The sequence below is a fragment of the Faecalibacterium sp. HTF-F genome (genome assembly GCF_023347535.1).
GTDB lineage: Bacteria > Bacillota > Clostridia > Oscillospirales > Ruminococcaceae > Faecalibacterium > Faecalibacterium wellingii.
Window position 1 is genome coordinate 123,345 of sequence record NZ_CP094473.1, and the last position, 22,772, is coordinate 146,116.

Annotated in this window: 22 protein-coding genes and 1 pseudogene; 5 read left to right on the forward strand and 18 right to left on the reverse strand. The window is 55.6% G+C overall.

Annotated features, from left to right (window positions below):
- The first annotated feature begins 3 nt into the window (after positions 1-3).
- Positions 4-717 (forward strand): retron system putative HNH endonuclease, encoded by a 714-nt coding sequence (locus MTP37_RS00580; RefSeq protein ID WP_117530175.1) that lies wholly within the window; start codon positions 4-6, stop codon positions 715-717.
- A 97-nt stretch (positions 718-814) separates the two neighbouring features.
- On the opposite strand, the gene MTP37_RS00585 is transcribed toward MTP37_RS00580, so the two are convergent.
- The 11 genes and pseudogenes from MTP37_RS00585 to MTP37_RS00635 all read right to left on the reverse strand — a co-directional run bounded on the left by MTP37_RS00585 (position 815) and on the right by MTP37_RS00635 (position 10,096).
- Positions 815-1,444, reverse strand: a complete 630-nt coding sequence (locus MTP37_RS00585) for a helix-turn-helix domain-containing protein (protein WP_118527509.1) — start codon at positions 1,442-1,444, stop codon at positions 815-817.
- Positions 1,445-1,990: 546 nt separating this feature from the next.
- On the reverse strand, positions 1,991-3,181 hold the full coding sequence (locus tag MTP37_RS00590) for a tyrosine-type recombinase/integrase (protein ID WP_249237736.1): 1,191 nt from the start codon (positions 3,179-3,181) through the stop codon (positions 1,991-1,993).
- Positions 3,182-3,246: 65 nt separating this feature from the next.
- A complete protein-coding gene (locus MTP37_RS00595; RefSeq protein WP_097773038.1) occupies positions 3,247-3,522 on the reverse strand; it encodes a helix-turn-helix domain-containing protein in 276 nt (91 codons plus the stop codon).
- A gap of 912 nt (positions 3,523-4,434) precedes the next feature.
- Positions 4,435-4,869: pseudogene (locus MTP37_RS00600) on the reverse strand (YaiI/YqxD family protein).
- Positions 4,866-5,534: an alpha/beta hydrolase gene (locus MTP37_RS00605; protein WP_413784545.1), complete on the reverse strand. Its 669-nt coding sequence runs from the start codon at positions 5,532-5,534 to the stop codon at positions 4,866-4,868. Before MTP37_RS00605 ends, MTP37_RS00600 begins: the two are co-directional and overlap by 4 nt.
- Before the next feature lie 379 nt (positions 5,535-5,913).
- The gene (locus MTP37_RS00610) at positions 5,914-6,105 is read right to left on the reverse strand and encodes a hypothetical protein (RefSeq protein ID WP_249237738.1); all 192 of its coding nucleotides are present in this window, start codon (positions 6,103-6,105) and stop codon (positions 5,914-5,916) included.
- 22 nt (positions 6,106-6,127) lie between these two features.
- Positions 6,128-6,736, reverse strand: a complete 609-nt coding sequence (locus MTP37_RS00615) for an HAD family hydrolase (RefSeq protein WP_249237739.1) — start codon at positions 6,734-6,736, stop codon at positions 6,128-6,130.
- A 27-nt stretch (positions 6,737-6,763) separates the two neighbouring features.
- Positions 6,764-7,504, reverse strand: coding sequence for an MgtC/SapB family protein (locus MTP37_RS00620; RefSeq protein WP_249237740.1), 741 nt, complete (start codon positions 7,502-7,504; stop codon positions 6,764-6,766).
- On the reverse strand, positions 7,501-8,955 hold the full coding sequence (locus tag MTP37_RS00625) for a cation:proton antiporter (RefSeq protein WP_249237741.1): 1,455 nt from the start codon (positions 8,953-8,955) through the stop codon (positions 7,501-7,503). Before MTP37_RS00625 ends, MTP37_RS00620 begins: the two co-directional genes overlap by 4 nt.
- Before the next feature lie 55 nt (positions 8,956-9,010).
- Positions 9,011-9,682: a non-canonical purine NTP pyrophosphatase gene (locus tag MTP37_RS00630; protein WP_249237742.1), complete on the reverse strand. Its 672-nt coding sequence runs from the start codon at positions 9,680-9,682 to the stop codon at positions 9,011-9,013.
- A 78-nt stretch (positions 9,683-9,760) separates the two neighbouring features.
- Positions 9,761-10,096 (reverse strand): DUF4996 domain-containing protein, encoded by a 336-nt coding sequence (locus tag MTP37_RS00635; RefSeq protein WP_249237743.1) that lies wholly within the window; start codon positions 10,094-10,096, stop codon positions 9,761-9,763.
- On the opposite strand from MTP37_RS00635, the gene MTP37_RS00640 reads away from it, so the two are divergent.
- Positions 10,097-10,381 carry a hypothetical protein gene (locus MTP37_RS00640; protein WP_249237744.1) on the forward strand — a complete coding sequence of 95 codons (285 nt, stop codon included), beginning with the start codon at positions 10,097-10,099 and terminating at the stop codon, positions 10,379-10,381. It abuts the gene before it with no gap.
- An 85-nt stretch (positions 10,382-10,466) separates the two neighbouring features.
- Here the strand turns inward: MTP37_RS00640 and MTP37_RS00645 are convergent, their stop codons facing one another.
- From MTP37_RS00645 to MTP37_RS00670, 6 genes are all read right to left on the reverse strand, one after another.
- Positions 10,467-12,410, reverse strand: a complete 1,944-nt coding sequence (locus MTP37_RS00645; RefSeq protein ID WP_249237745.1) for a polysaccharide biosynthesis tyrosine autokinase — start codon at positions 12,408-12,410, stop codon at positions 10,467-10,469.
- Positions 12,411-12,425: 15 nt separating this feature from the next.
- Positions 12,426-14,108 (reverse strand): MSCRAMM family protein, encoded by a 1,683-nt coding sequence (locus MTP37_RS00650; RefSeq protein ID WP_249237746.1) that lies wholly within the window; start codon positions 14,106-14,108, stop codon positions 12,426-12,428.
- Entirely contained in the window at positions 14,105-15,667 is a 1,563-nt protein-coding gene (locus tag MTP37_RS00655; protein WP_249237747.1) for an EAL domain-containing protein, read from the reverse strand. The genes MTP37_RS00650 and MTP37_RS00655 overlap by 4 nt, the downstream gene beginning before the upstream one ends.
- A 495-nt stretch (positions 15,668-16,162) precedes the next feature.
- Complete coding sequence (locus MTP37_RS00660) at positions 16,163-18,055, reverse strand: heavy metal translocating P-type ATPase (RefSeq protein ID WP_249237748.1); 1,893 nt, start codon at positions 18,053-18,055, stop codon at positions 16,163-16,165.
- A gap of 506 nt (positions 18,056-18,561) precedes the next feature.
- Positions 18,562-18,783 (reverse strand): cation transporter, encoded by a 222-nt coding sequence (locus MTP37_RS00665; protein ID WP_249238732.1) that lies wholly within the window; start codon positions 18,781-18,783, stop codon positions 18,562-18,564.
- A 24-nt stretch (positions 18,784-18,807) separates the two neighbouring features.
- Entirely contained in the window at positions 18,808-19,143 is a 336-nt protein-coding gene (locus tag MTP37_RS00670; RefSeq protein WP_249237749.1) for an ArsR/SmtB family transcription factor, read from the reverse strand.
- A gap of 500 nt (positions 19,144-19,643) precedes the next feature.
- Between MTP37_RS00670 and MTP37_RS00675 the strand changes: the two genes are divergently transcribed.
- Complete coding sequence (locus MTP37_RS00675; RefSeq protein WP_044953511.1) at positions 19,644-20,033, forward strand: thioesterase family protein; 390 nt, start codon at positions 19,644-19,646, stop codon at positions 20,031-20,033.
- 60 nt (positions 20,034-20,093) lie between these two features.
- On the opposite strand, the gene MTP37_RS13080 is transcribed toward MTP37_RS00675, so the two are convergent.
- Positions 20,094-20,228, reverse strand: a complete 135-nt coding sequence (locus MTP37_RS13080) for a hypothetical protein (protein WP_256469114.1) — start codon at positions 20,226-20,228, stop codon at positions 20,094-20,096.
- Positions 20,229-20,339: 111 nt separating this feature from the next.
- Here MTP37_RS13080 and MTP37_RS00680 point away from each other — a divergent pair, with 111 nt between their 5' ends.
- Together MTP37_RS00680 and MTP37_RS00685 are read left to right on the forward strand one after the other, a co-directional pair.
- Entirely contained in the window at positions 20,340-22,004 is a 1,665-nt protein-coding gene (locus MTP37_RS00680; RefSeq protein WP_249237750.1) for a Na+/H+ antiporter NhaC family protein, read from the forward strand.
- A gap of 287 nt (positions 22,005-22,291) precedes the next feature.
- Positions 22,292-22,747 (forward strand): MarR family winged helix-turn-helix transcriptional regulator, encoded by a 456-nt coding sequence (locus tag MTP37_RS00685; protein WP_249237751.1) that lies wholly within the window; start codon positions 22,292-22,294, stop codon positions 22,745-22,747.
- Positions 22,748-22,772 lie beyond the last annotated feature (25 nt).

The window sequence follows — 22,772 nt, forward strand, 5'->3', positions numbered from 1 at the left end:
CATATGATACACATTGTGAAAAAACACGAGCCAAAGGAATTAAAGGAATACCGTGAAAGCGAATCCTGCACTGGTGTACGACCGACTTACGATTCCATGAGTAGCGACCTGCATGAGTATGTTTTGTCAAAGTTGGTGGAAGAACAGGGAGGACTGTGTGCATACTGTATGTGCAGAATTCCCGAAACCGACAAAAAAACAGGGAGTACATTGAAGTGTACGATTGAGCATATTGAACCTCAGAGCCTGACGAGGGGCACTGAAAACTGGAAAAAAGAATTGGAGTACAGTAACTTTCTTGCAGTATGCTCAGGAAATGAAAACAGAGGAGCTTTATGTTGCGATAAATCAAGAGGGAACAAAAAACTTTTTTTGACACCATTAAATCCTGAGTGCAATCATTTGATTCAATACTCTTACAGCGGCAAGATACTGGCTGCCGAAACGATACCTGCTAAAGAGGACCGGGATGAAATCAATCGTGAACTAAATGATATTCTGAATCTGAACGATGGTAAGGACTTGAAAACCAAGAGAAAAAATGCTCTTGATGGTATGCTGTCGGTATTGCAAAAGCAGCATAAAGATCAAGATATTGAAGAGTGCAGAAGAAAGTTAAGAGAGCTGGAAGCACCCAGAGGTCAAAAAGTTGAATACGTCGGGATTTTAATATTTTGGCTAAAGAAACATATTCAACGTCTTGAAAGCAGAGGATAATAGTTGAGATAGATTGGAATCTTGCTGTAAAATCATACATTTTCTAAACGAACAGGACTGCCTCACATACATTGCGTTGTGGAGCAGTCCTGTCTGTTTAGTATGTAATGGTCATTGCACCTTCATGGCATTCCTGCGCATAGGTGCGGAGCAGGTCAAGGTGCTTTGAGGATTTTCGGACAATGCCCGTTGCACGGTCGCCGGACATAAACTCAACGACCGCAAGCCGAGGAATCGTTAATGTGCCACGAATTTTGAATCCAACAAGGATCTTCTGATTGCACCATCGCTGTATGCTTTGTGCAGAGTAGCCCGTCAGTTCCGAAACTACCGGGGTGGTCAACAGATCATCATATCCAGCGGTGAGCTTTTCCCACATGGTATACAGCCCTGTTTTTTCCGGCTCTGTAAAATTGAAGCGGATGATCTCTGCGGCAGGCTTGTCCGGGTGCCGTTTGGAGCAGCCATTCTTTCCGATATAAAAGCCCGTTGGCACTTTATACTTTTCGGGATGATCTTCACGGTCACACAAGTAGGTGATCACATCGTGGGTCGCAATATGGTATTTGCGTGTTTTCTTTCCTGTATTGATACACGGAACGAGACCGGAATCCAGAAGGTATTTTGCGTGTTGCTTGTTGATGCGGGCAACACGGTAGAACTGGTCTTTCGTCATTCCGTTGGGGTATTCTTCGAGAATTTTATAGCACTCTAACAGCGTTCTCATGTTCATCCATCCTTTGCTGCTTTGATTTGGTCAGCGTCAGAAGCAACATATTGTGTGGATGGATTTTGGCTCCCGGAATCTCTCTCGCCCGTTCTCTCCAACAGGCGTAAAATCTCTCCCACTTCTCTCCAAAAGGCAGATTTTTCTGCGTTTTGGAAAGTGGGTTCAAATCCGCACAGAGCCTAGTGATTTTGGATTTTGATGAAATTTTGAGCGTAAATTCGATGGTTCGTATCTTCTGGCAAAGTGGGCTAATTACCTCTATCTTCCACCAAGTACCGTGAAGCAGGAAAAACTCGAAATCTCGTAGGCCCTGCAAGGGGCGCCAGGGTTCAAATCCCTGCTACTCCGCCAGAGGCGTGGATTCATACGAATCTACGCCTTTTTTTTGTTTGCCCTTTTGTCACTTGGAGAGCAGGAACACTGACGAAAAGCGGGTTTCAGATGCCCGTTCTCTCCCGAATTCTCTCCAACGGTCGGCTCGACCATACCACGGTTGAATCTGGCCGAAATACTACCGATTGTTGAAGGTTGGAAGAATCCACTTTACTTTTTCGTTTCTAGCAACTCTGCGATCACGCCAGCGGACCCCTCCTTGCTCTTGTAATCGAGATGTGCGTAGATGTCAGCGGTGGTCGAGAAGGTGCTGTGACCAAGCCATTCCTGAACCTGCTTCATAGATACGCCGTTCATCACCATCAGGCTGGCACAGCTGTGGCGCAGGTCGTGGAACCGGATGTGCGGCAGACCATACTGCCGGAGCAGCCATTCAAAATGTTCCGTCACGAAGTTGGGCCGAAGCAGCTTGCCTTCCTGATCGGTGCAGACGAAGTCCAGATAATCGGTGCGGTAGCTCTTGCCGAACAGCCTGCGGTAAAGCTGCTGCTTTTCCTTCTGCTTCAGAAGTTCTTCTTCCACAGCCGGGATCAGCGGCAGGGTGCGGCAGCTGGTCTTGTTCTTCATCACATCGCTGACCACAGGAACGTACTTGCCGTTCACCAACTGTTCCGTCACCTTGTGGTTGATGGTGATGGACTTGCGCTCAAAGTCGATAGACGACCACTTCAACCCCAGTACCTCGCTGCGGCGCAGGCCATAGTAGGCCGTAATGAGGATGCACAGGTGCAGGGGGTCATCCTGTGATACTTCCAGCAGCTGCTGGACTTCATCCTTGGAGTAGAAGTTGGGCCGGAAGCTGTTCTTCTTTGGGCGGTCAACTTTCAGCATCGGGTTGGTTTCCAGATAGTCCTTGCGGACGGCATCCTTGAACGCTTTACCGAAGATGGCGTGGTAGTGAATGACCGTGTTGGTGGTGTAGCCCTCCAGCAAGATCTTCTCCTGAAACTCATCCAGCACCTGCGGCGTGACCTCGCACAGCTTCAAGCCCAGCGGCTCAAAATACTGCGTGATGCGCCCGGTGATCATCCGATTGTAGCTGATAAAGGTTGCAGGCTGGATGGATGCTTTATGGACTTGCACCCACTCGTTGAGATAGTCCAGAAACAGCATCTCCGACTTGCTGACGGGTTGGAGATGCTGCGGCAAGGGCTTGGCGGTTTTAGCATCTACTTTTTCGTAGGCTCCGCCCCGCCCTGTGGGTAGCTCCCCGGTCTCATCATAGTGGAGCAATACTTCCCGGAGCATGGATTCTGCCTTGCGCTTGTTGCCCCGGACGGTCAAACCTGTGGAGATCCACTTGATCCTCCGCTTGCCGTTGGCATCATAAAGATTGATCACGAAATAGAAACGTCTATTTTTCTCTTGGACAGACCCTGTAGTTTTCATCATAAACCTCCTTTGGGTCAACAGGCGTGCTGTCCGTTGCTGCACCCACAGCATACCACATCCAGCGGCGGATTTCCAGCCGGGAAGGTGCTCTGCCCGGTGAGCAGGAACTCGATCACACTCAGCTTCGGGATACGATAGGTGCGGCCGATTTTAAGCGCAAACAGGCGGCGGGAACGGATCAGTTCCCCAACTGTATGGCGGTTCAGACCAAGCATCTCCGCAGCCTGCTGAAGGCTGACGGCATCGGGGTAGCCGGGAAACATCTGGGAATAGGCATTGTTAAACTTCATAGGCACTCCTTCAGCATAAGTAGTCTAAGGTCAAAAAGTGTGTTACCTGCGGTTATATCCTTTGCAGCAAAGCTGCGGTCAGGTGGCAATGTAAAGAGAGCTGGCAGTAGTTCCAACTCCCCCATCGCAGATAAGTTCAAACCCGTCTGCGTTAATAAGTTAAGGTCTCCCATATTGGTCCTCGACTTCCCTAGGAGTGGGGAATCGTCCGGCGGCGGGCTTGCACCGCACCATTGGCATTTCAGCCACCCCGTCTTCGTTATGACCGGGCTGCGAGTTACAGAAGTACCTTTTGTGAAGTACCGGACGATTGAACTATTCACTTGTCAAGGAACGTATGGAAGATTTCTGGACTTTGATGGACGAAAAACATCCTTCTACTTGGTAGCCGATGAAAAAGGCCATTTCGTAGCATTGGAAGCAATTTTGTAAACAAAACGTAATAATAGTCCGAGAATGGTCTTGAAAAAGATGCCCTACACTTGGTAGGCATCGAGAACGCCTGTTTCATAGCATCGAAGGGAAAATTGTAATTGAGTTGTAATTCTTGAGGCCGAATCTCCACTTTTGAAAAAGTCCTCTCACTTGGTAGCCGACGAAAAAGACCAAAAGAAACCATCTTTTTGAGAATTAACAAAAAGGTCACAAATGACTGACCTTCAAAGAAGCGTTTCTACTATTAACAGAAAAAGCGGCCTAAAATGGGGGGTGTTGACGCTGATTTTTTTGCCTTCATTGAAGGTTGAGAGCGTTCCCTCACTTGGTAGGCATCGAGAAAGGCTGGTTGACAACCTTTATTTTGAAAATTAACAGAAAGTTAACAAAGCAAGATGCGCTGAACAAGAAACAACCGCCGCTCACTCCGGGAAAGAGTGAGTGGCGGTTGCAATATCAAATTTTTGATTCAGAAAATCAGACGCTCGCTAAAATATCTGTCAGTGTGGCGACAAATGCTTCATCCTGCTCCTTCGTCCGCTTTGGGCTCCCCTTTGGGTGCTTTCCGGCACAGAGGAGCTTTTTGTTTTCATACCGCCGCAGCATGAGGGCGTCCATATTGTCGGAGGTGTACTCCAGACCATTCTGGTTCAGCACGCGTGCGCGCTTGGCAAGACACATGCTGGCCAGCCCGTAGTCCTGTGTCACGACAATATCCCCCGGCCTTACTCGGTTGACGAGGGCAAAGTCTACGCTGTCAGCCCCTTTATCGAACACCAGCGTCTACGCACCTTCCCGCTCGATCTGGTGGGAGGTGTCGCACAGGATGATGACAGGAACGCCGAACTGCTTTGCAATCTGCAATGTCAAATCGACAACCGGACAGCCATCTGCATCGATCAAAATGGTCATGCGTGTTCCTCCATCGCCCACCGAAAGGCTTTCGCAGTGCGTAGGTCGGCGTCTTTGAAGTGCCCGCCGCTGTTCCATTCAAGGGTGCAGTCTGTGCTACGCTCTGCAAGCCGACTGTGCAGGGTGCGGATGTTATCGCCCACCGCAGCCATGACGGTGTTTTTCGTGTGCTCTTCCTTGTCGCCAAGGCTCAGATAAACGCGCTGTGCCTGTATCGGGTGCCGCTGTTCAAACTCCATCCAGCCCGGGAACCACACCGAGGGAGAAGCGGCGGCGACACCGTGGAACAAATCGGTCTGGGTGGATGCCCACAGCGAAAACAATCCCGCCAGCGAGTAGCCGCCCAGAATGATTTTGACGTTCTCCGAGAGTTCAAACTGTTGTTTCAGCGTGGGGATGACCTGTTCTGTCAGAAAGCGCAGGGTGTCCGCAGCATTGCCACCGAAACCCTGCTTCCCCCACACGGCAGGGGCTTCCCACGGAGAAAGTGCATCGTTCCAGCTTTCCACCGGGATGGCCGCAAACAGAAAGTGGTGCGCACTCTGTGCAATAGCGGTAACCTCGCTTTCCATGCTCTGTAGCTCGTGTTCGCCGGTCATTTGGAGCAGCAGGTATTCTGCATGAGCTTCGCCGTAAATGCGGCAAGGTCTGTTCCCGATTAGTATTGTCTGTGCAGTCATAGCGGCATCCTCCCGAAAAAACTTTGATAAGCCCAGTATAGCAACTGAAAAATCATTTTGCAATTCAAAAAGGCGTTCGCATTCGCAGCAAGCAGGGCTTGTTGGGAAATCCCAAACCCTTGTCTGCATCGTAGGAGGGTGTAGCCATCACGGAAGCGTGATGATTGCAGGAATGCTATGCTGCAGCAACAAGAGCGGAGCCTTGCAAAAGGCTCCGCTCTTGTTGCTGCCGTTAAGCAGAAAATGAAAATGAAGGAGATTTATCTTTCAAAACCGCCTGTGGACTGCTGCAGCGATGGGGAGCCATAACAAATCCATCAGACAGGCTTTGGAAGAAGCAAACAGGGACGGGAAAAATGCACTGTCACAGGTTGATGCCGATTGCAAGGATCACGAACAGGATCGCCAGACAGATGCAGCTTACCCCGTTTCTTCGTTCCGTGAAAGCGTCCAGAGAACACTTTGTACGCTGTTTTGCCTGTTCCAACTGGGATGCCCCCGCATAAGCAGAGAATCCGGCACAAATCAAAAGCATCAAACCGATCCAGATCATCATAAGCATTTCTCCAATCAAAACCTTACCATTCCACGCCCAGAGCGTGCAGGCTCTCGGCAAGGGCAGCAACATCCATGTTGAACACGATGCCTGCCATATTTTCGTAGAGTGCGCCCTCCACGTTGATGGGCGTATCGTCAATAAAGACGCATTCCTCCGGGCGAAGGGCGAACTTGCGCAGGAAGGTGCGGTAGATCTGCGGGTCGGGCTTCAGCAGCTTGACCTCTGCGGAGATCAGGGCACCGTCCATCAGCTTGCTGGCTTCTGCCCGTGCCCAGTAGATGGGTTGACGGGTGGCAGCATTGGAAAGCAGGTAGAGCCGGTAGCCCTTTGCTTTCAGTGCCTGCAAAAGCTCCAGCATTCCCTCTACCGGCACAATGGGGTTATCCCACGTTTCGATCAGCCCGCGGGCTGCATCGTGCAGACGCTCCGGCAGGCGGGGCAGAATGTGCTGTTCTGCGATCTCCTCGTCGATCACGCCCCGGTCCAGCATGGTCCACTCCACCGAGCGGAACACCTCGTTGCGGATCAGCTTGCGGTCCTCGCCGGTGAGGGAATAGCGGTCCATAAACAGCTCCGGGTCAAACCGAACCAGAACGTTTCCCATATCGAATACGATATTTTTAATCATGTGGAACCCTCTTTCTGCACAAACCGCTTAACGCAGTTCCTCGATATGATAGATGTAATCCAGCGAACTCAGTGCCTGAATGATCTCCCGGTGGGTCTTGTACTTTTTCAGCTCTGCGCTGAAGATGGTGAAGGTGATGGTGTACACGCTCAGACCAGAACCCACATACGCCTGATTCGCCTCGATGTCGTCGATCCGCAGACCAAGCTGACGGCTGACGGTAACGAAGTCGCGCAGATAGTTGCTGTTCTTCAGCTCCAGATGGATCTCGAAATGGTTGGAGCGGTTGTTCAGATACACCTCAATGGACGGGAACCATGTGAGGATGCACAGGAACAGCACATACACGATGATGCTCAGGGTGTACTGTCCGGCACCGATGACAAAGCCAAGGAAGCCGCAGAACCACAGAGCAGCGGAGGTGGTCAGACCCTTGATCTGGCTCCGGGAGCTGAAGATGATGGAGTTGCCGGAAAGCATGGCTGCGGAGATGATGGTGGCAGTGGAAAGAAGCGGGAGACCAATGCGGTATTCCTGCATCAGATACAGGTCCAGGATCATGGCTACGCAGGAGGAGAAGGACACCAGCACAAAGGTACGCAGACCTGCGGAGTGCCGCTTGCTGGAACGCTCGCAGCCGATGATGGAGGTCAGGATGATGACGGTCACAAGGCGGAGCAGGATGGAATAGGTGGTAAGCTCCACCGACCAGCTGCCCAGCATTTTTGCAATGGGATCAGCCAGTGCAAACAAGGATAACTGTTTCAAAATGCTCCCCTCTTCCTTCTGTACAGATTGGGATTGGGAATCCCTGTCATGGCATAGTGTTCTTCAGCGGCTTCGGAGAATGCCTTTTCGTCCTCATAGAAGGGGTCGTCGTGCTTCGGCAGCTCTTCCTGAATGGCCTGGATGCGCTGGATCAGCAGCTCCAGCTCAGTCTTCTGCTCTGCCCCTTCCTCCTCCGGGATCTCAACGATCTCCTCCAGCTTATTGGAGTAGGATTTGGACAGGTAGAGGGACAGCTTTGCACAGGCAGGGCCGATCAACTCGTACAGAACGCTGGAAGCCAGAATGACGGTCTCCAGAATGTTGCCGGTCTCGCCGCCGAGGGTACGGGCACCCATTGCTGCCAGACCGATGGCAACACCAGCCTGCGGGATCAGGGCAAGACCCAGATAGTTGCGGACCAGCTTGTCCTTACCGGCAATGGCACAGCCGATGAATGCGCCTGCATACTTGCCAATGATACGGACAAGGAAGTAGACCACGCCGATGTGCAGCAGGGACACCGAGCCGATGCTCTCGGAACTGTTCACCAGTGCGCTGAGGTTGAAGTTGACACCGGAGCGGACAAAGAACAGCAGCAGGATGGGGGGATTAAAGTAGTTCAGCTGCTTGAACAGCCGCTCGTCGTCCGTCAGGTTGATGTAGACCATGCTCATGGACATACAACCCAGCAGGGGGGACACATCAAACACGGCACAGATGCCGCAGAAGGCAAACAGCAGTGCCACAGAAACGATCAGGCGGTTATCGGTGGAACGCTTGTGCAGCAGCAGTTTGAGAAACACGCCGAACAGACCGCCCAGCAGGAACACGGCGATGTTCAGAACGATGGGCTTAACGATGTGACCGGCCTGAAAAGTGCCGGTCATGGAAGCCAGTGCCACCGAGATGGCAATGCTGTAAGCCAGCAGACCCACCACGTCATCCAGTGCCACCACCTGCAGCAGGGTCTCTACAAAGTCGCCCTTGGCATGGGTCTGCCGGATGGTCATAACGGTGGAGGCGGGTGCCGTAGCAGACGCCAGTGCCGCCAGCACGATGGAGAAGTTCAGCTCCAGACCCAGAATAAAGTAGACCACGATGAACACCAGTATGGAAGCAAGGCAGGCTTCCATGACCGTGATGATCAGAACCTTGGGACCGCTTTTTTTCAGGGTAGAGAACTTGAAGAACTCGCCGGTGCTGAACGCGATGAATGCCAGTGCAATATCGGCAATAAAGCCCATGCCGCCCACGATCCGGGCCGGGATCAGGTTGAAGCAATAGGGGCCGATCAGGATACCGGCAACGATATAGGCGGTAACGTTGGGCAGCCGCAGACGCTTGGTGATGCGGGTCATGGCAAAACCTGAGATCAGCATCAGTGCCACCGATACCACGATAACGGATACGTCAGACGTAATGTGAAGCGTCTCGAAAAGTGGTGTTGACACGAAATTTCTCCTTTCCTGTCAGAATATGTGTTTTCTTTCTTTCGCTTTATTTCTTTTATTTCTCGTGCTTTTCGGATCGATCCGGATAGGGAACGATCTCAGAGCGCAGGTCGTTTTGCAGCAGCTCCGAAAAGAACCTGCGGACACCCGTGGCAAGGGTGGAACCCTTGGCGTTCTGTTCGTCCTTCAAATCGCCCTCCACCCAGTACCGCCCGGTCTGGGGGTCTACCGCAATGCTGTCCATGGGAAAGCCCTTCAACCGGGTGGGGTGGGGCGTTTCCACGATCCAGAACCAGTCTGTGGAGACCTGCGGCCCTGCGGCTTCTTTCCGCTGCCGGTCGTTCAGCACCACGCACAGCCCGTTGATGAACCGTGCCTTGAGCCTGCCGCCGTACTGGTGCGCCAACTGCTGATAGTAGGCAATGAACTCCTCGTCGGAAAGTTCCCTGCCCTTTACCCGGCGGACGTAAGGCCCCGGCTGAAGCTCTGCCGGCACCCCTTCCAGATACAGCCCGGAATCCAGCGAGAAGCTGGGCAGGCCGGAAACAGCATGGTATGCCTCGGCTTTCAGCACTGCATTTTCAAGCGGTGTTGCGCCGGTCTCCTCCACAGCCGGGAGCCGGATGCCGAGGTCTGCCGGGGTAACAAGCTCGATGGGCATCCCAGCAAGGATGGCGCGCATATTCCGCAGCTTGCTCTGGTTTCCGGTCCCATAGAACAGTTTCATGGTATCGTCTCCTATACAAAAAGGCAGAGACCCGTGCAGTCTCTGCCTTCAGGGGTTACACGCCGGGCTTTTTATCGGTTATACGCCGAATTTCTCGTCCCGATAAGAAGCCAGCAGGGAAGGCCAGTCAGTCTGGATCACATTGTATCCACGATCCATCAGAACGCCCCATGCGGCATCCGGTCCCTCGCTGAGGGCCACATCGTCGTTGTAGGTGCCGCTCAGTTCGTGACCTCTGCCCAGATTGATGCTGTTGACCCAGATGTACAGCCCCTGCTCCCGAATCCACTTCAGGTTCTCCGGGTCGATCATCTCGGAATCCGCAGTCTTGGCAATGGCCTCCACGCCAACGATGTTGATGTTGTCGTAGGTCAGAACCTTACGCAGCTCCTCCATGTTGTACACGATGGGCATGTGGCTTCCCTGCTGGTTCGTCTGGGCGGCACCTCCCCCATCGTGGATGCCTATGAGGATTTCCAGAACTACAGCATCTTCCCGTGGATGAACACTTCCAAAAAGAGTTTTGGATTGGGACAGCGTGGGGTGATAAACCAGACCCCGGAGCGGTTCTCCATCCCGAAATACGAATTTGCAGTAGGCACTGCCGTCCGCAACGTGGTGCAGGATCTGATGACCCCGGAGGATGCCAGCCGTATGGCGCAGGCCCTTTACGATGCCGCCGACCCGGTCTGCCGCTAAACCGGAACAGAAACTGCATGAATATGAAAAAGCCCACAGGCCGGAATTCCATCTGACCTGTGGGCTTTTTGTCTCTTTTCGGTTCTCAGTGCTTCGGTTTTTTGCCCCAGAGCCCCAGTCCGCTGCGGCTGGATGCCTTGCCGTGCTTGGGCGCTGCAGCCGGCTTCGGTGCACGGCTGCGCTTCTTCTCTGGCTTTGGTTCGGGTTTCGGCTCGGTCCAGGGGAGCAGACCGGCCTTGGACTCCGCTTCGGGCTCCGGCTGTACGGGTTTCGGCTTCTCCACCGGTATGGGTGCAGGCGGTGCATCCGGTACGGTCTTTGGTTTCTTTGCCGGTGCGGGTGCAGGCGGTGCATCCGGAACGGACTGCGGCGGCTGGGGCGTGCTGCTGTCCGCCACCGGTTTCCGCTCTGGCCGCTTCCAGCTTCCGTCTTTTCCCATGCGGAGCAGCTCCCACATGATCTCATCATCGCTCCGGGTATTCTGGCTGCGCTGCAGATCATCGGTCAGTTCGTCCATCACGCTTCGGCCATCTCCTGCCGGTTTCCATGTCGGCTCCAGCGCGGAATCTGCCGGACGGAGCAGGTCCTCCGGCAGCGGGCTGTCGGCATTCTCCGGTTTCTTCTTTTTCTTCCGGATGGGAGCTGCGACGTGCTCCGGATGGAGCGGAAAGATTTCCAGCGACTGCACTTCGTTGACCACACAGCCCAGCAGCTGCACACCGGACTTGTTCAGCTTTTCAATGGCATCCTGTATGACAGGCAGCGGGGTGGCATCGTGACGCACAACGAACAGCGCATGGTCTGCCAGCTTGTTCAGGCGCAGCACATCCGAGGAACGTCCCACCGAGGAAGCATCAATGATGACATACTCGTAGGGCTCCATGATCGGTTTCAAAAAGTCGAACAGGGCGGCATCCAGCGGCACCGCATCGGGTTCTAGCACCATCGGCAGAAGGTCCAGATAGCCGGTCAGCGAAATAACCGCTTCCGGCTCGGCAGATTCGCCTTTGTACAGGGCATTCAGCGTCCGGCTGTACGGCAGATCCTGCAAAAACATTCCGCCCAGGCGGGGAGCACGGGTGTTCAGATCCAGCAGCAGGGTGCGCTTTTCCATATCGGACAGCTGCAGGGCCAGATTGGCCGCCACCGTGCTTTTGCCTTCTCCATCCTCAGCCGAAGTCACATAGAACCAGTGCGGCTCTGCCGTGGTGCCGAACCAGTTGATCAGGATATGCGCGGCCGAAGCAAAGTTCTGCACGGCATCGGCATCTGCACGGTGCGTTTCGCTCAACAACTGCATACTCTTCTGGAAGTAGCTGTTGTCCTTGGGGATGCTGCCCAGAGTTTCGAGCTTCAGGACATCCTCCACGTCCTTCACATTCAGCAGGGTGGGCCGCAGGAAAAACTCCAGCACCGCCAGACCCGCACCGGCGGCCAGACCCAGCACACAGAAGATCACCCACAGGCGGACATACTGGCCGGCACCGCCGCCCGTTGTAGAAGCTGCTTCCGGAGCATCGATCATGGCCACAGAGCCCATCATCAGCGTTTCCGGCAGGATCTCCTTGATGGCATCCACCAGCGCATTCATCAGCTGAACACCGGCCTCGGCATTGTTCCAGGTCAAGGTAAGCAGCAGCACCTGCGTCTCATTGTAGCGGCTCACCTGCAGATTCTGAGAAACATCCTGTGTTGTGACCGATACAAGGCCTGCACGATCAATGGCAGCCTGCAGGGTGCGCTCACTCTTCATCACAAAGGTCGCGGCGTCCATCATATCCAGGGTCTGATAAAAGGTGTTTGAACTCAGATAATCAGAATTATTGTATACAACGCCGTCTGCAGAGGGTTGGGAGGTGATCGCAACGGAACAATTGACCGCATAGTTGGTACGGCTGTTCCGCAGAAAGGAGACGCCGCTGAACACGAATCCGCAGAAAAAGCCCAGCAGGCCCAGCACAAGGATCGTCTTCCGGTGCTTGAAGACGGTGTACAGCAGGTCGCTGATGCGGATCTCGTCATTGTCCATTGTTTCTCACCACCTTTATGATTTATTTTCGCTCTGGTCGAGGGTCTCGTCCTGAGCTGCAGCAGCTTTCCGCGCCTTGCGGCGGCGTGCAAGGATGCCCCACAGGAACACCAGCAGCCAGACCACACCGGCGGCGACCACAGCCAGAACGGCCAGAGCCACCGCACTGCGCAGCGTAAACACCGGCACGGTCCAGTTCTGCGTACTTGCCGTATCCTGTACAGTGAACGGATATTTCCGGGCATTTGCGGGATCTGCCTTGCCGCGTACCACGTAGTAGCTGCCCTCGGTCAGATCGGTGAACAGCTGGCCGGAATCGCTGGACGTCCAGCTCCGGATCAGCTGATCCTGCTCGTTGTACAGGGAGAGCTGTTCGCCCTCCGTATTGCTGCGCAGCACCGTATCCACAGCAGAGATGGATACCCGCAGGAGCCGGTTGGTGATGTCCAGCGTTGTGCTGCCTGCACCGTCAATGCGGCCGTCCGCAGCGACGATCACCGTGTGATCCGTGTCATCCGGACGGTAGTTTTCCGGTGCCTGCTGTTCGCGGATAAGATAGGTCGTGCTCTTATCCAGATCGGTCAGACGGATCTGGCCCGCCCCATCGGTCGCCACTGTCTGGGTGGTGCCGGTGCGCCGGTTGGTCACCGTAAAGACGGCACCCTCCAGAGCAGAGGAAGTAAGTTCGTCCGTGACGTTCAGAAGGATCGTTGTCTTTTCGGTATCGATCTTGTGCAGCTCCGGGTCGCTGCCGTTCTTCTTTTCCACTTCTGCATCCAGATCCTGCTGCATGGTGGTGTAGTAGTTGGGGGACGACTGCTGCTGCACCGTGTACTTGCCAAGATACAATTCCACGCTTTCGCCGTAGCCGGCTTCGTCACAGGTGATGGTATCCATCTGCTGGCCCTGCGTATAGCGCACCGTGCCATCCTTCGTGATGATATCTTCGGCTGCGATCACCCGGAAGGTGCCGCCGCCTACAGGCTGCTGTGTTTCGGCGTCGTTCATCTGCAGCCGGATGATGTTTTTGCAGGGAGCCACCCGAATCTGCACGATGTAGGGCTCCGGCCAGTCGTACATGCGGTCCACATCGTAGTAGGTGTCCGCTGCCGCATCGTATCCTTCCGGCTCACTGAGTTGACGGAAGTAGTAGCTGCCCTGCCAGATCTTTTCCGGCAGATAAAAGGTGCCTTCCCCGGTGGTCTCATACTCCCGGTAGCTGATCTTTTCCGGGTAGTAGGTATTCAGGGTCTGCAGGCTGCCGTTGATCAGATGGGCCGTATCCGTGCGGTACAGCTCAAAGCGCACACCGGCTTCCTGAATGCGCCGCTCGGTCTCTTCATCGATCAGCTCGGCAAACACGGCGGCCTTAACGCCGTCCTCGTCGTAGCCGCCGCCACCGCCACCGCCGCCGGTCTGGATGATCTGCTGATCGTATCGTCCGTCGCCGTCACCGGGGTCATCATCGGCACCGCCATCGTGCCAGCCGTCGTAGTCGTCGTCATGCCAGCCGCTGGACGCAGCTTCCTCACTGGAAGAGGAGGGCTCTTCGAGGCCGGTGTAATCGCTCAGAAGATAAAGGCCCAGCAGTGCAATGATCAGAAGCAGCACATACACAAGGGCGCTCATCATATCGGTTGCCGGCTGCCAGAAATTGTATTCTGCATCCGGATCCTGTCTGCGTTTTCTCGTTTTCATCCGGAGTGCCCCACTTTCAGGATCCTGACAAATTCATCCACCGACAGCGGACGGGAGAAGAGGTATCCCTGCCCTTCGGTGCAGCCGGCTTTGCGCAGCACGTTCAGCTGCTCGGTGCTTTCAATGCCCTCGGCCAGCAGATTCAGCCGGAGCGTGCGGGCCTGTGCAAAAATACCGGGCAGCACATCGGTCTTATTCTGCAGCGCAGCGCTGCGCAGATCCAGCTTGAGCAGGTCGGTGCCAAAGCCGCCCAGTGCGCTCAGTTCCACATAGTCGCCGTCAAAGCCGTCCAATATCACCCGGAAGCCCATCTGCTGCAGCTGTGCTTCCGTATCACTCAGCGCACCATGGGTCTCCAGATAGGCAGACTTTGCAATATCGATGTTCAGATATTTTGGCGGGATACGGTATTTTTTGAGCATTTCGGAGAAAAACTCCGCCACATCGATGGCCAGAATATCCGTCTTTGTAACATTGACCGCGATGGGGACCGGGCGGACTCCCGCATCAATCCACACTCGGATAGTCTTGCATACTTCCTCCCAGATGTACTGGTCCAGCTTGGTGATGTAACCATTATTTTCCAGCACTGGGATGAACACGGCGGGCGAGATCACGCCCAGCACCGGGTGGTTCCAGCGCACCAGTGCTTCGGCACCGACCACCCTGCGGGTGTTCAGATCATATCGGGGCTGCAGGAAGAAGGTGAACTCGTTCTTGCGCAGACCATCCAGAATCTGCGGCATCAGTACGCGCTCGTTGAGGCCTGCACTTTGCACCGTCTCGCGGCTCAGAACGCCGTTGCCTGCATTTCTGGGCAGGCGCTCCAGCAGTTCCAGAATCTGCCGCACTTCGCGGCGGCTGCTGTAGCGCGCCTGCTCGTCAGTGGTGGGAATGACCGACTTGTGGAATTCTTCCAGAAACAGCCCGGTCTCACGATTCATGATAGTGCGCAGGACGTTGTTTGTGATGTTGAAGAGGATCGACAGGATCACGCCTGCAATAGAGGTGTAGAATGCCGTGTTGATGCCGGCCAGAATGGACTGCACGCTGCCCAGTGCGGCTTCCACCGTGACGAAGCTGATGCCCCGCAGGCCCAGCAGCAGACCCACGAAGGTGCCAAGGATGCCCAGACCGGTCAGGGTGCCGGGCAGCTGCGCGATAACGCCTTTCCATGTGTGCAGCGCCAGCACGTCCTCGTTGAGCACTTCGTCAAGATCGCTGACGATCTGCCCGGTCTCACGCTGATGCTGCACTTTTTCACGATATTCCTCAAACAGTCCGTCCAACGTCTTCTGCTGAAAAAAGCGTTCGATCTGCAGGGCCGCGACCCATGCGGAGCTGCCTTCGGTCTCGGACGCCTTGCGGATGCTTTTTTGGCCGTTCAGCAGACCGCCCGTAATGGAGATGGTCGGTAAAAGGCCGTGAATGCACCCGGCCAGTGCAATGATGCACATAAGACCAACGATCAGCGCCGAGAGCAGATCCGGGGAGTACGCTGCAAGTGCGATGCTGCTTAGAAGCAGCACCGCCACAGACAGGTAGGAAAACAGCTTCATATTTCCATCCTTCCTCTTGTTTTGAACGGAGAACCGTTTTCATAAGCAGTGCACACTGCCGGAACGGCCTTTTTGCCCATATCCATTCGGTGCACACTGCTTACGAAAACGCTTCCAACCGAGCACAAAACACCTGCTCTTCCGAAAACGTTGCCCCAAACGGCCCCTTTATGTAGAAATAGACTGAATTTTTGATGCTTCAGATACACCCTGATAAAAATGTGCATTTTTTGAGCGTTAGGCTCTCATTTTACCACGTTCTCGGCGAAAGAGCAATCATTTCCGGAAGAAATTGGAATGCGGAAGTTCCAGCTATGGAGCGGGATTTTGGTGCAGGAAAGCCGGCATCCGGCGTCTCTCACAGCGCAGCGCGCGCAGCCATCATGCAGCCGCTGCGGCGGCAAAACGGATGGGGGGACACCTTGCGCCGGATAAAAAAATGCCGTGGACCCTTCACAGGATGCACGGCAGAGTTGCTATAAAACAGGGCGGGCCTTACGGTTCGTTTTTCCGGGCAAGGTCCTTGGTGTACAGGGCACGGGTGGCGTTGAGCACGGCCAGCACCATCACGCCCACATCGGCAAAGATGGCGGTCCACATGCTGGCCATGCCGACCGCGCCCAGCACAAGGCAGGCAAACTTGATGGCCAGTGCAAACACGATGTTCTGGTACACGATGCGCAGGGTGCGGCGGGCAATGCGCATGGCCAGCGCGATCTTGGCCGGGTCGTCGTCCATCAGCACCACGTCTGCGGCCTCAATGGCGGCGTCGGAGCCCAGTGCACCCATGGCGATGCCCACATCGGCACGGGACAGCACGGGGGCATCGTTGATGCCGTCGCCCACAAAGGCAAGGTTCTCTTTGGGCCGCTTTGCGGCGAGCAGCATTTCGATCTGGTCTACCTTGTCGCCCGGCAGCAGGCCTGCATGGTATTCATCCAGACCCAGCTCTGCGGAAACGGCCTTTGCTACGGGCTCGGCGTCGCCGGTCAGCATGACGGTCTTGCGCACACCGGCGTCCTTCAGGCCCCGGATGGCCTGTGCGCTGTGGGGCTTTACCACATCGGCGATCAGCAGATAGCCCGCATATCTGCCCTCAATGGCAACATGTACAAGGGTGCCCGTCTCGCTGACGGCGGGGACGTTCAGGCCCAGCTTTTCCATCAGGCGGGCGTTGCCGGCAGCAACGGTCCTGCCGTCCACCTTTGCGGTGACGCCGTGACCGCCCAGCTCCTGCACATCGGTGACGCGGTTCGGATCGATCTCCCTGCCGTAAGCGGTCTTGATGCTCAGGGAGATGGGATGCTTGGACCAGCTCTCGGCCAGCGCGGCGGCTTCCAGAAGCTGCTGTTCCGTGGTGCCCTTTGCGGGGTGGATGCCGGTCACCTTAAAGGTGCCCTGGGTCAGGGTGCCGGTCTTGTCGAACACAACGATGCCGGTGCGGGCCAGCTCTTCCAGATAGGTGGAACCCTTGACCAGAATGCCGCAGGCAGATGCACCGCCGATGCCGCCAAAGAAGCTCAGGGGGATGCTGATGACCAGTGCGCAGGGGCAGCTGATGACAAGGAAGGTCAGTGCACGGTAGACCCAGTCGCCAAAGCGGGCAGGCTGACCCATGAGCAGCAGCACCACCGGCGGGATAAAGGCCAGAGCCAGTGCGCTGTAGCACACGGCGGGGGTGTACACGCGGGCAAACCGGGTGATGAAGTTCTCGGCGCGGGCCTTCTTCATGCTGGAATTTTCCACAAGGTCCAGAATTTTGGAAACGGTGGATTCGCCGAATTCCTTGGTAGTTTTCACCTTCAGCAGGCCGGTCATGTTCACGCAGCCGCTGATGACCTCGTCACCGGTCTGCACATCGCGGGGCAGGCTCTCGCCGGTCAGGGCGGCAGTGTTCAGGGCAGAAGCGCCCTCCACGATCACGCCGTCGATGGGCACGCGCTCACCGGGCTGCACCACGATCACGGTGCCGATCTCCACATCGTCCGGGTCCACCTGCTCCAGTTTTCCGTCCTCGCCCTCAATGTTGGCGTAGTCCGGGCGGATGTCCATTAAGCTGGAAATGCTCTGCCGGCTCTTGCCCACGGCCACGCTCTGGAACAGCTCGCCGATCTGGTAGAAGATGATGACAGCGCAGCCCTCCATGTAGTCGCCCAGCGCAAACGCACCCACGGTGGCAACGGCCATCAGGAAGCATTCGTCAAAGGGCTGGCGGTTTTTGATGCCAAGCAGTGCCTTGCGCAGCACGTCCCAGCCCACCACGAGGTACGGGATGCAGTACAGTACCAGCTCCACCGGTGTGGGGAACTGGGGCAGCAGCTTGAGGATGAGCACCAGAACTACCGCAGCGATGATGCGCTGCAGGTTCTTTTTCTGCTTTTTATTCATAGTAAAGCTCTCCTTTTTTGGGGGATCATGGGCCGCATTGCGCTGCGGCAGGCGGGGACTTTTCAACAATTTTTCCCCATAAAAATGGATATTCCACGGTTTTACCCGGGTTTTCCACGCAGTTTTTCTGCCGGAAAAGCACTTTTTCACGTTTCTTTTGCAAGTTTTCCGCAAAGGACGTTGAAAACTGGGTGGAAACTGTTGAAAACAGTCTGTTTTTTCAACAGAAAAAGTTATTGCACAACACAATCGCACACAAAGTAAAAAGCATCTGCACATTCGTTTGAGCTCTCAGAAAATCTACGAATTCTTGCTGCAGATGCTTTTTTCTTTAGCGGGCTCGCCCTCTCAGGCTCACATTCGTTCGCCAGCTCCCCCAAAGTGGGAGCCCTTGGCAGTCCACGCAAACTTCATCTCTTTGCCAAGGCCTCTCCCTTTGGGAGAGGTGTCACCGCAGGTGACGGAGAGGGCGAGGCTGTTGATCGTGTGCAGCAACCTGCCGCGCATCAGATGTCAAAGATCTCGCAGTCGTCCTCCACCTTCTTGCAGGCGGCCAGAACGTTCACCATGGTGTCGTGGGGGTCTGCACCCTCGGCAAACTCCACCTTCATCTTCTGGGTCATGAAGCTGACGGTCGCACTTGCCACGCCTGCGACCTTGTTGGCAGCGTCCTCCATCTTCTGTGCGCAGTTTGCGCAGTCCACTTCGATCTTGTAGCTCTTCTTCATCGTCAATACCAGCCTTTCTTGGAATCACTCTTCGATATGATCCATCCCCATGGAGAGGATGCTGCGCACATGGTCATCGTCCAGTGCGTAGTAAACGGTTTTGCCCTCGCGCCGGAACCGCACGAGCTTGGAATCCTTGAGCACCCGCAGCTGATGGCTCACCGCCGACTGGCTCAGCGCCACCGCATTTGCAATGTCCTGCACGCACAGCTCGTTGTCGTGCAGTGCATACAGGATCTTGATGCGGGTGGAGTCGCCGAACACCCGGAACAGGTCGGCCAGCTCGTACAGCACCTCGTCGTCCGGCATATCCGGGCCTTCCGGCTGCAGGGCGGGCGCGGGGTCTTTTGTCTCAGGCATGTTGACAGCTCCTTTCGCAGTGGATTCATATGAACGTCTGTTCATGTGTTCATAGTAGCACGCGGAATGCCCCTTGTCAAGGCTTTTTTCAAAGATTTTGGTCATCTGCGCTGAATTGATGAAATCTGCCTTAAAACGCAGGAAATTTGCGTTTTTGAATCGCAAAAAGGGTGCAGATTGGAGGCTTTGCACCCCCACGGTCAGCATCCTCGCCCTCTCAGTCAATCCCTGTCGGGCTTGCCAGCTCTCCCAAAGGGAGAGCCTTTGGCAGTCCCCGCAAACTACATCTTTTTGCCAAGGCATCTCCCTTTGAGGAAAGACTTCCCCTGCGCCGGGACGCCGCCCTTTCCGCTGCATAACAGCTCGTTTGCGCAAAAAAGAAAAAGAGAAATTTACAAAAAAGTGTAAAACAGGGTGCGTTCTGGTGCAAAATGTGGTATCTTATAAAGGTGTTCAAAAATAAAATGCGCCATACGGCGCGCAAAAGGAGAGGAAAGTATATGACATTGGAAACTGGTATCCGCGGGGAACAGAGCGTGCTCGTCACCGCAGCCAATACCGCAAAGACCATGGGCAGCGGCACGCTGGAGGTGTTTGCCACCCCGGCACTGGTGGCGCTGGCTGAAAAGACCTGCTGGATGAGCGTGGCCGACGCGCTGGGCGAAGGCAATGGTTCGGTGGGCACCAAGCTCGAGCTGGAGCACACCGCCCCCACCCCCGTGGGTATGACCGTGACCTGCGAGAGCGAGCTGGTGGCGGTAGAAGGCCGCAAGCTCACCTTCAAGGTGGCCCTGCATGACGAAAAAGGCCCCGTGGGCGGCGGTACCCACGAGCGCTTTGTGGTGAACGACGCAAAGTTCGCCGCCAAGGCAGAGGCAAAGAAGGGGTAAAACTCCTTCCGTCCTCGCTGAGGAAGCTGGCACGGCAACGCCGTGACGGAAGGAGCCGGCTTACTTCTCGTCCTCCTTCTCATCCAATCGGATCGGCGGCAAGTCTGCTTCCAGCAGCTGTTTTTCGGCCTGCTGCTGTGCGGCCTGCAAAAGCTGTGCGGCCTGCACGCTGGCCCGGAACAGCTCAAAATACATCGCTTTATAATCCGGCGCGGCGCACCCCTCCCTTTGCATTCGATGGGGATAGTTTCTCCTGCACAAAGAGGGGTATGCATCCCCGGAAATTTGAAAAAAGAGGAATCCGTTATGAAAAACAAGAACCTTTCATGGTTCGCAGCTCTGCTGGTGTTTGCCCTGCTGCTGTGGTGCACAGCGGCAACGCCCGGCAAGATCGCGGACCCGTCCACCTATACCTGTGCGGTGTACAGCACCATCTTTTCGCTGCTGCCGCCGGTGATCGCCATTGTGCTGGCGCTGAACACCAAGGAGGTGTACACCTCCCTGCTGGTGGGCATCGCGTCCGGTGCACTGCTGTACGCCAATGGCAATCTGGAGCTGGCCATCAACACCCTGTTCTTCAACGAAGACGGCGGAATGGTCGCCAAGCTCTCGGACAGCAGCAACGTGGGCATCCTGATCTTTCTGGTGATGCTGGGCATTCTGGTGGCCCTGATGAACAAGGCCGGCGGCTCTGCCGCCTTTGGCCGCTGGGCCTCCACCCACATCCACTCTCGGGCCGGTGCGCAGTTTTCCACCCTGCTGCTGGGTGTGATGATCTTTGTGGACGACTACTTCAACTGCCTGACCGTGGGCTCTGTTATGCGCCCGGTCACCGACCGGCAGAAGGTGTCCCGCGCAAAGCTGGCCTACCTGATCGACGCCACTGCGGCCCCGGTGTGCATCATTGCACCCGTGTCCAGCTGGGCGGCTGCGGTCACTTCCAGCGTGCCCGAAGGCTCCGGCATCAACGGCTTTACCATGTTCCTGCGCACCATTCCTTATAATTACTATGCCGTGCTCACCATTGTGATGAGCCTGTTCCTCATCTTCACCGGCACGGACTTCGGCTCCATGAAGCTCAACGAGGACAACGCGAAAAAAGGCGACCTGTTCACCACCGAGGACCGTCCCTACGGCAACGATGTGGACGACGGCACCGACACCTGCGGCCATGTGGCGGACCTGATCGCCCCGGTGCTGGTGCTGATCGCGGCCTGCATCTTTGGCATGATCTACACCGGCGGCTTCTTTGAGGGCGTGGACTTCGTTACCGCCTTTGCGGACTGCAACGCCTCTGCCGGCCTTGTGCTGGGCAGCAGCATCGCCCTGCTGTTCACCTTTGTGTTCTACCGCGTGCGCAGCGTGATGACCTTTCAGGACTTTGCCGCCTGCATCCCCGAGGGCTTCAAGGCCATGGTCAGCCCCATGCTGATCCTCTCCCTCGCATGGACCCTGTCCGGCATGACCGGCCTGCTGGGCGCAAAATATTACGTTGCAAACCTGCTGAACGGCTCCGCCTCTGCCCTGCAGTACATGCTGCCGGTCATCATCTTCCTTGTGGCAGTGTTCCTTGCCTTTGCCACCGGCACTTCCTGGGGCACCTTCTCCATCCTCATCCCCATCGTGTGCCATGCCTTCCCGGAGGGTGAGATGCTGGTCATTTCCATTGCGGCCTGCCTGTCCGGTGCCGTCTGCGGCGACCACTGCTCCCCCATCTCGGACACCACTATCATGGCCTCCGCCGGTGCCCACTGCAGCCATGTGAACCATGTGTCCACCCAGCTGCCCTACGCCATTACGGCGGCTTCCTGCGCGGCAGTGTGCTATGTCATTACGGGCATTGCACAGGCTTTTCTGGGTGCCAACGGCAGCCTGTTCACCTCGCTGATCCTGCTGGCTGTTGCCATTGTGGTGGAGCTGGCGGTGCTGAACGTGATCCGCCTGCGCACCAAAAAGACGAAGCAGGCCTGAAAAGGCTGTTCGGCTTCTCCGCACGGAAATCAACTTTTGCAGCTTGACCCGGAGCAAAAGCCTTCACCCCTTGGGGGGAAGGTGGCGCGTAGCGCCGGATGAGGGGTGTTCAGGCGAAATCGTGCTATCCTGCGCCCTCATCAGTCACCTACGGTGACAGCTTCCCCCGACCGGGGGAAGCCTTCATGCGGAAAATTGATTTCCATGGCTTCTCCGTGATTTCCCTTTGCGCTGCGTGCAAAATGTGGTATACTGAAAGAAAATGAACCATCGGAGGCGCACGACCCATGCTGGAACAGGCATTTCAGGACGTATATACCAAATTCAAGCTGCACTTTTACCAGAACATTTTTCAGCGCTTTGCCACCCGGGAAGCCACGCTGACCACGGTGGAATCCTTCTGTATGGAGGGCATCATGGCCATGGGCGAGCCCACCATTGCGGAGTTCTCCCGCATGATGCAGATCTCCACCCCCAATGCGGCGTATAAGATCGGCAGTCTGGTGAAAAAAGGCTATGTGGAAAAGATCCAGTCCACCACCGACCGGCGCGAATACAACCTGCGTCCCACCCAGAAGTATATCGATTACTACAACATCAGCTATTCCTACCTGCACACCGTAGTGGAGCGCGCCCGCGAGCGTTTCTCCCCCGAGGACTGCGCAAAGCTGGAAGAGATGCTCACCATCGTGAGCGAGGAGCTGATGCCGGAACTGGACCTGCACAAAAAGAACGCAGAATAAGTAAAAAACCTCCCGGTCGCTGGCC